This window comes from Desulfonatronovibrio magnus, assembly GCF_000934755.1.
Lineage (GTDB): Bacteria > Desulfobacterota > Desulfovibrionia > Desulfovibrionales > Desulfonatronovibrionaceae > Desulfonatronovibrio > Desulfonatronovibrio magnus.
Genome location: NZ_KN882195.1, coordinates 1 through 8871, shown reverse-complemented (window position 1 = coordinate 8871; position 8871 = coordinate 1). Strand labels below are relative to the sequence as shown.

The following is an 8871-nucleotide window of genomic DNA, read 5'->3' as shown; positions in this document are numbered from 1 at the left end:
GTTCTTCAAGGTGGAGGCGGCTTCCAGCCGCCTGGAATTAAATAGCCTGCAGGATGCAGGCTCCACTTTAAAGACAGTTACTCACAACTTCGGTCCCGGTCCCCGCGCCTGAAACATTAACAAATCATTAAAACCATGAAAGATCTAATAAAGCTGTTTAAATCACCATTTTCATTGTCAATACTGATGTTTCTCGTGTTACTTTTGTTGTCGACCTTGTTGTATCTGAATCGTGCCCAGAGCAATCATGCTGCTGGTTACCTCAAAGCACAATCAGAACACCAGGAAAAAGTCTGGCAATCAATCTTACTAAAGAAACAGTCAGGTATGCAGGCCTATTTTGATGCTTACATCATGACCCAGGGTGTCCTGGAAATACTTGAATCCATATCCTTTGATGACCAGCAAACCAGAGAAGATGCAAGAACCAGACTCTTCCAGCTGCTGAATCCTTTATACCAGGACCTGCTGAGTAAACGAAATATTCAGCAGCTGCACTTTCACACCCCTGAAGGTAAAAGCTTTCTTCGCTTTCATTATCCTGAAAAACACAGCGATCCTCTAAAGCATATCAGGCCGACCATCAGAATTGCCAATACTGAACTGAAATTTTCTGCAGGCTTTGAAACAGGAAGAGTGGTTTCAGGGTTTCGCAATGTATTTCCAATTATCCATAATGGAGTCCACATGGGCAGTGTTGAGCTGAGCCAGCCCATTGAGGCCTTCAGGTCAGCCATGGCCCGGATGAATCCAGACAGAGAATACACATTTATTATCAATGCGTCATCAGTGGAGTCCAAACTTTTTGATGAACAAAGATACCTTTATGAACCATCTCCAGTTCATCCGGACTGGTACTTTGAAGACCCCCACAGGGTGCTGCCTCATGCTCCTCCTCCTTTGTCTGACAACGCACATGATCTGTTGCATCTTCTCTCAACTAAGGAAACTGCTCAACACATACTTGAAAACGGTATTTCCGAATCAGTTTCCCTGCGGCTATATGGACATCCATACAGTGCGACTTTTACCCCGGTTAGGGATACGCAGGAAAAAGCAACAGCGTTTTTGATTTCGTTTGCTCCTGCTGATGAACTCAAGGTGGCGCAGCAGCATTTTTGGGCGGTTGGAATTATTTCCTCTTTATTGTTTCTTCTGCTTTTTTGGGCCTTTTTCAGGATATTGAAAGATAAAGAATCTCTCGGTGATGAACAAAAAAAGCTCATAGCCATAACCGAAACCATGGGAGAGGGGCTTTACGTCATGGATAAGCAGGGCCGGATTACTTTTGCCAATTCAGCTGCCGGCAGGATGTTGGGCTATCAGCCTGAAGAAATGATTGGACAGGTGGGACATGATCTGTTTCATCATCACAATGAAGATAATTATATTCCCATAGATGATTGTCCTTTGTTTCAGGCAGTGATTAACGGGAAAAATTACTCTAATGAAGAATACTTCCGGCGTAAGAATGGGACCTTGTTTCCTATTGACATTACGTCTACCCCCTTAGTGAATGGTTCACAAATTGTTGGTGTGGTTTCCGTGTTCAGCGATATTACTCAAAAAAAGGAAAATGAACGTAAGATTCAGGAGAATGAACTGTTTTTAAACAGTATATTTGAGAGCATTCAGGATGGCATAAGTGTGCTTGAACCAGACCTGACCATCAGGCACGTCAACAGGTTTATGGAAAAATGGTACGTGGATAACCTGCCTCTTGTGGGAGAAAAATGTTATGAGGCTTTCCATAACAGAGCCGGACATTGTGAGCCGTGTCCTTCCCTGCGCTGCATAAACAGCATGAAGGTAGAAAGGGAACAAGTGCAGGGCCTCCCAGGCACCGGCAAGTGGTTTGAAGTCTTTTCATATCCCATGATGGATTGCAGCACAGGCAAAGTCTCAGGAATTATTGAGTTTGTGCGCGATATAACCAAACAGAAAAACGCGCAGGATGCCTTGGAGCAAAGTGAAAAACTGCTCTCAACCATTCTCGAGGAAGCTCCAATTAATATCTGGCTGGTAGATCTGGATCAGAAACCTCTCATTGTAAACAAAGCTTTCCGGGAGAATACTGGTTTTTCAACCCAAAACCCAAGCATTACTCAAGATGAACTTGTAAAATGTCTTGAAACTGATCAAAAGGCTCTGGAAAGTGATGGTCCGGTTTACTTTGATGAGGAAGTAACTTTTACAGACGGTTGTAAGCACCTCCTTAAAACCATGAAAATCAGACTTTCTAAGCCTGATGGAAGCATTATCGGAGTTTTGGGCATAGGTCTTGATGTTACTGAAGCCAAAAAATATGAGCATGAGTTGACTAAAGCCTGGCAGGCTGCGAGAGAAGCGTCCAAAGCCAAAAGTGATTTTCTGGCCAATATGAGTCACGAGATACGTACCCCCATGACCGGGATAATGGGGGCCTTAAAAATGCTGGCATCAAAGAAGTTTGATAACAGTACGCTACAGCTCATTAACATGACTATGGAGTCAGCACAATCTCTGGGCAGCATAATTGATGACATCCTTGACCTGTCCAAGGTTGAGGCCGGAAAACTTTTGTTAGATAAAAAGCAGTTTTCTATTGTGGATGTCGTTGAAAGGGTCATTAATTTGTATGCCATTCCGGTTCAGGAAAAAAATCTGTCACTGAGTTGTGAATTACCTCCTGATCTGCCTGAGGTGGTTGTTGGAGACCCGTTGCGTCTGGAGCAGATCTTGAGAAATCTGGTCAGCAATGCTGTAAAATTTACCAATAGCGGTTCCATCACTGTCAGGGCCAATATTGTGGTTAGAAGCCATGATCAGATACAGATTTTGTTTGAGGTGCAAGACACTGGAGCAGGTATCTCAAAAGCATTTTTGCCCAGGGTTTTTGACGGTTTTGCCCAGTCTGAAAGCACTTATTCCAGACAGGTTAAAGGAACAGGCCTTGGACTTTCCATCTGCAAAAAATTTATTGACTTGATGGGCGGTGAAATATCAGTCAGCAGCAGGCTGGGAAAAGGGAGCACCTTTCAATTTAGCTTGCCATTTAAGTTACCTGACAAAGATATGATCTTAGACAGACCAGAGCCTTCTCTTGAGAAGGGCAGTGTTTCTTTATCAAAATCACTTAAGGTTCTGGTGGCTGAAGATGTTCCTCTTAACCAGAAATACATCAAATTTATCCTGGAAAGCGCCGGGCATAAGTCAGTGTTTGTCCATAATGGAGAAGAGGCGGTCAAGGCTTTTAAAAATGACAGGTTTGATGTCATTCTCATGGATATTCAGATGCCCGGAATGGACGGAATTCAGGCAACCAGAAAGATAAGGGAACTGGAAAAACAAGAATCCAGGGCAATAGACTCATCAAAAGAAGTAGAACGTTCTGTTTCTGAATCCAAGGAATCAGCCGGGTCTGAGAGTTTAAAACCCGGCAAAAGCCAGACTCCCATTATTGCTCTTACTGCTTATGTCATGGCAGAGCAAAAAGCGGATATCCTGGCCTCAGGAATGGATGGCTTTGTATCCAAACCCATAAATCCGGATATTCTTTTTCAAGAGATTGAACTTGTTTTAAAGGGTAGAGTGAAGTCTGGTTTTGAAGAAGATAATACTCAGGAAGATGTTGATCTTGATCAGGATGATGTGATCATTGATCACGACTGTGTTGAGAGTCGCTACATGGGGGATACAGAACTATGGGAAACATTGTTTTCCGGATTTGTCACGGATGAATTGCCAAACTATGTTCAAGGATTTCAAAAAAGCATGAAAAATAATGATCTAAAGGACATCCAGCGACAGGCCCATAAGCTCAAAAGCGCTATGGGCACCATCTGTGCTGCAAGTGGCCTTAAAGCTGCTTCTAATCTTGAGCAGGCCGCTAATGCTGAGATGGATGTCTCTAACACTCTTGAAGCTGTTCTTCAGGAGCTTGAGCTATTAAAAAATTATCATGAATCATATTTCAGCAGTGAAAGTTGAGTATTGATTTATTGTTTAACACTATAGCGACATTCGTAATAGTTTAGCCATTTGCATGTGGCACGGCTTCCTGCCCGGAGGCATACAGCCCGGAGGGGGACTGGCTCTTCTGGGACCCACTTGTCTCAAAAGTGAGACGTTTAAATCATCGGTTGATCCTCAAGTGGGGCCCAGAGTGCCTGTCCCCTACTTTCCTTAAAAAAAGGCTAAACTATTACCGACATTTTATTTAATAATCCTCAAAAATATGAATTCTCAAAATATGAATAATTACAATATACACAAAAAAAAGCGTTCAATACTAATAGTTGATGATGACAATACCATCTGTGTCTTTCTCAAAAGTGTTCTGACCAAAGCAGGATATGAAATCTCTTTGGCACCTTCGGGGCGGCAAGGAGTAAATGAAGCACTTACCCTGAAGCCTGATATGGTTTTGATGGATATTTTCCTGCCTGATGGAAACGGAATCAACTTTTGCTCTGAAATTAAGAATAATCCTGAACTGGTAAATACTCATGTCATCATTATTACAGGTAAAAAAAGGGCTGCAGTCGATACAGCACATGGGCTTAACATGGGGGCTGATGATTATATGGTAAAGCCTTTGGACAGCTGTGAAGTTTTAGCCAGGGTAAACGCCTTGTTCAGGTTAACCAGCATCAGGGAGGAGCTGCAAAAAGCTAAGCAGAGTCTGGAAGATATTACCAGAGAATATGAGATGGTGTTTGAGGGAACGCAGGATGCCATGTTTCTAATCTGTGTTGAACAAAATCAACAATTCCGGTTCATGCGCACCAATAAGGCACACCAGGATGCCACAGGGATTGCCCTCTCACAGATCAGAGGTAAGACTCCTGAAGAACTTCTGGGGCATGATGCTGGTAGAGAGATCAAACAAAATTATGTCAGATGTGTACAGGGAGGCATTCCAGTTAACTATGAAGAAACCCTGAATTTGCCTGGAGGAGAAAGGACCTGGCATACTACGCTTACCCCTGTGTCTGAAAATGGATCAATCAGATTTATTGTGGGATCATCTCAAGATATAACTGAACGAAAAAAAGCAGAGAAAATGCTTCGTTATCTGGCAACCACTGATGAGCTGACAGGCCTCTGGAACAGAAGATATTTTTCTCAGGCACTAATTAAAGCCATTGAAGGAGCACGTCGACACGATCGTACCTTTTCCTTGCTTATGCTGGATATAGACCATTTCAAGCGTATAAATGACAGCTTTGGTCATGCAGCCGGTGATGAAGTTTTAAGACATTTTGGCCAAATTGTCACTGATGAGCTGCGGATTATTGATACCACTGGAAGATTCGGCGGTGAAGAGTTTGCTGTAATTTTACCCGATACAGATCTGCAAGGTGCTGAAATAACAGCTGAAAGAATCAGGAAGCGAGTAGCAGGCAGTCCAGCTGTTTGTGGTGATGTTGAAGTAGCATTTAATGTCAGTATAGGTGTGGCATTATGGGAAAAGGAAATGAGAAGCATGGATGAGTTGATAAAAAAAGCAGATGATGCCTTGTATGAAGCCAAACGCATGGGCAGGAATAGAACTGTGGTTAGCAAATGAGCAGGCTGTACTTATTTTTTTAACTTTGCATCATCCAGCTGCCATTTTGTGAATCGAAATGCAAAATACTGAACCCCGGATCAATTACTGAAAATGAATTGCGTGATAAAATATATGTTTACGACATTTGCTGGCTGATACTGGGCATAGGAGCTAATTTTACCAGAATGGCCCATAGTATTCGATATTTCGGCTTTCGTCGGAATTACTTGGATTTAAGTTAGCGCTTAAGATTCACTTACAATTACCAAAAAAGTTCCGTCAAAGATGGGAACTTTGCGCTTGGCACAGCTTCCTGCCCGGAGGCTTACAGCCCGGAGGGGGACTGTCCCTCGCTATGTAAATTTTTTCATTAAAACCGATTTTTGCCAAAAACCAATGCAGTATCAAACTTTTTAACGTTTCCTCGCGGGGACTGTCCCAATTTCCAAATATGGGACTGTTCTTCAAGGTGGAGGCGGCTTCCAGCCGCCTGGAATTAAATAGCCTGCAGGATGCAGGCTCCACTTTAAAGACAGTTACTCACAAGTTCGGTCCCGGGCCGCCCGGGTGAAGAGCTTACAACCAAGAACGAGGAACCAAGAACTTTGAACTCTCAAGTTTACATGCAAGTACGCTTAAACCGGAATAGCCAAAACAAATATGTCAATCAGATACTGGCCACCATTCAGCTTTCTTCACCATTGTCTTTGAACAAATCATCAAGGCTTGACAATGCTTTAACGGAATCCAGGATGATTTTGCGTTTTGCCGGATGCTTTTGATAACCTTCAAGCTGAGCACCCTCCATCCTGGAGTTGTATTTTGCCTCGATAAGGGTTCCGTTTCGGGTCAGGAAGTCAATTTCAATGCCATTCTCCCGATAATAGAAAACTTCCGTGTGTCTGCGAAGCTGCAAATAAACATAATTTTCAAAATAACTACCCAGGTCCCGGTCTCCGATGAAGAGGTGTTTGACAGCCAGGTCACATACGTAAACCTTTTTTGGAGAAAGGATTCTTTCGTTGGTGGTCCCCCAGCGGGGAACGAGATGAATCAGAAAGGTATCCCGGAAATAGTCCAGGTATCTTCTGGATGTGTCCGGGGAAATTTTAAGGATTTTTCCGATTTTGTTGATACTGATCTGTTTTCCGCTGCGTTCCATGAGCAGGGTGAAATAATCCCTCAGAACCTGATGGTCCCTCAGTCCGTAAAACGCGGCAATGTCTTTTTGAATGATGTCGTCCACAAGACCCATGAGATACTCCCGACCGGATCCAAGGACATGCTCTGGCAGTCCGCCCTGGCGCATATAATCCTTAAAGTAGCTGTCCAGGAGGCTTGAGTCCCGGCGGGCTACTTTGATGTTTTTGAAAGACATGTACTCAAAAAAATTAAGGGGCTGGATCTCAAAACTGGTGGAACGTCCGGTAAGATGGGCCTTTTTGTCCCGAAGGATGGACGCAGAGGATGAACTGGCTACAATTGTCACCTGCTCCCGGTCAAGTAGGTTTTTGAGCTGGATATGATAATCCTCCTTATAGGTTATCTCGTCCAGGAACAGAAACACCGGGTGGTCTGTGCCCTTTTTATGCAGGACCCTGTAGGCTGTGACTGTATCAAGAATTGTTTGTTTTCGAAGAAGATAGTCGTCCAGGCTGACATAAAAAATATCAGAAGGACTGGTGCCGCCCTGGATGAGCCGGTCAATAATCAGGCGCATTAATGTTGTTTTGCCAACCCTCCTGAGCCCGGTAAGAAAGACGGCCCTTTTTCCCGACATTCCGGAAATGACCGAATTGACCTGTTGATCTCGTGGCCTGATGCCGGACAGATCGAGATTTCCTTCCCACCAGGGATTGTACTGATACAGTAATTCATCCATGCTTAAAGATATATGATACTATCGTATAAAAGTCAAGAAAATTATGCGATGAAATAGTATATATCTCTGGCGATTATGTATCTTTTATGGTTCATCCGGTTAGGGTTGTTAAAATTGCCAATGTCCCTTGGATGATATTTTATTTACTTACCGCTGAAATCCTGCCTGTCCCGTGAAACAAATCCGAAGGATTTCCTGCATAGCAGGGTTTCACTGGGGCCTGCCCGGTGAAACAATGCTCTGCGTTCGAGCTTTGCTGGGTTTCACTGGGTCACAAAAAACAAGAAATTTCAGGCAAAGGCGGTAATAGTAGCCGGGCATTGGGACTGTCCGACGTCCAGAAGTCAGCAGTCAGAAGTCACAGGACAGAGTTTCAACAACCCTTCTTCTGACTTCCCTCCGGGGCGTAGGCCCCTATGGGCCGGAGGCTGACCTCTGACCTCTGACTCCTGACTCCTGACTCCTGACACCTGACTCCTGACTCCTGATCCCTGACTCCTGACTCCTGATCCCTGACTCCTGTCACCGGGGACTGTCCCAGTTATGGTTCAGCATTCTTTTCCTGCTACTTGGGTTGCGGGTAAAGCCAGCATTAGACAAATGCACCTCGTTCCTCGGTGCAGGCGCCGAGCTGGGGCTCGGCATTCCCCAGAAAAAACAGGAAAATTTGAGACAAAAGCAGGTCAGGATTGTTACAACATAACTCACAAAAAGAAATTTCTTTTTGGATCTGGAATGATCCATGATTGCTCCGCAGACTGGAGCCATAATTACCACCATGGCGTAACTCAGACATAAGGAAACACTCCACAACAGGTTGCCAACTCTAAAGTCCGGGGCATCCCCCACAATGACCCTTGTGAACAGAACACCATATATAACTGTAATAATCAGGGTGGTATAGGCCTGATTGGCAAAATCAAACATGGCCCAGCCGAATATTTCCCGGCGTGAGGCCATTTTAGTGTTATTCATTATGTGTGTGCCTTGAAAGCTGGTTGGAGGTGATAGTGGTGTCAATTTACATGTAACTCCAAAAAACTGGACCCCGGATCAAGTCCGGGGTGACGGTTAAAGCAAATTGTTACTCTTTGTCGTCATTCCGGCGAAAGCCGGAATCCAGGTTTTTTTTGTTCCCAGGCACCAGCCTGAGAACACCTATTTTTGTGGCTTAAGCCACATTTTGAAGAAGCGGCTGGAGCCGCAAGAACTAAACGTCCCCAGGCTGGAGCCTGGGAACGAGGGGTATAATAGTGACTCGCAGGTTCAGTCACAGGCCCCGGTGAAACGCTTATTAATCAAGGAAACACGTGGAGTCAATTGACCAGTAAACCATCTAATGCGGGCTGTTCCCACAACCCAATTTAAACAAGAATAGTAAGTTTGGGCGATAACCTTACTTTTCAGGCTGAAGACCGAAGACTGAAGGCTGAAGGCTGAAGGCTGAAGGCTGAAG

At 44.3% G+C, this 8871-nt stretch carries 4 protein-coding genes; 2 read left to right on the top strand and 2 right to left on the bottom strand.

Annotated elements, in window-relative coordinates; genetic code table 11:
• The first annotated feature begins 135 nt into the window (after nt 1-135).
• Together LZ23_RS22040 and LZ23_RS22035 are read left to right on the top strand one after the other, a co-directional pair.
• Nucleotides 136-3969 (top strand): PAS domain S-box protein, encoded by a 3834-nt coding sequence (locus tag LZ23_RS22040; protein WP_084591199.1) that lies wholly within the window; start codon nt 136-138, stop codon nt 3967-3969.
• A 262-nt stretch (nt 3970-4231) separates the two neighbouring features.
• Nucleotides 4232-5551 carry a GGDEF domain-containing response regulator gene (locus LZ23_RS22035; protein ID WP_052507615.1) on the top strand — a complete coding sequence of 440 codons (1320 nt, stop codon included), beginning with the start codon at nt 4232-4234 and terminating at the stop codon, nt 5549-5551.
• Between the two features lie 667 nt (nt 5552-6218).
• Here LZ23_RS22035 and LZ23_RS22030 read toward each other — a convergent pair.
• Complete coding sequence (locus tag LZ23_RS22030; protein WP_045217779.1) at nt 6219-7415, bottom strand: ATP-binding protein; 1197 nt, start codon at nt 7413-7415, stop codon at nt 6219-6221.
• A 522-nt stretch (nt 7416-7937) separates the two neighbouring features.
• A complete protein-coding gene (locus tag LZ23_RS24880) occupies nt 7938-8390 on the bottom strand; it encodes an MFS transporter (RefSeq protein WP_045217777.1) in 453 nt (150 codons plus the stop codon).
• Nucleotides 8391-8871: the final 481 nt, after the last annotated feature.

Coding starts and splice junctions, on each gene's coding strand:
- LZ23_RS22040 (WP_084591199.1), top strand. CDS start 136: ATGAAAGATCTAATAAAGCTGTTTAAATCACCATTTTCATTGTCAATA.
- LZ23_RS22035 (WP_052507615.1), top strand. CDS start 4,232: ATGAATAATTACAATATACACAAAAAAAAGCGTTCAATACTAATAGTT.
- LZ23_RS22030 (WP_045217779.1), bottom strand. CDS start 7,415: ATGGATGAATTACTGTATCAGTACAATCCCTGGTGGGAAGGAAATCTC.
- LZ23_RS24880 (WP_045217777.1), bottom strand. CDS start 8,390: ATGAATAACACTAAAATGGCCTCACGCCGGGAAATATTCGGCTGGGCC.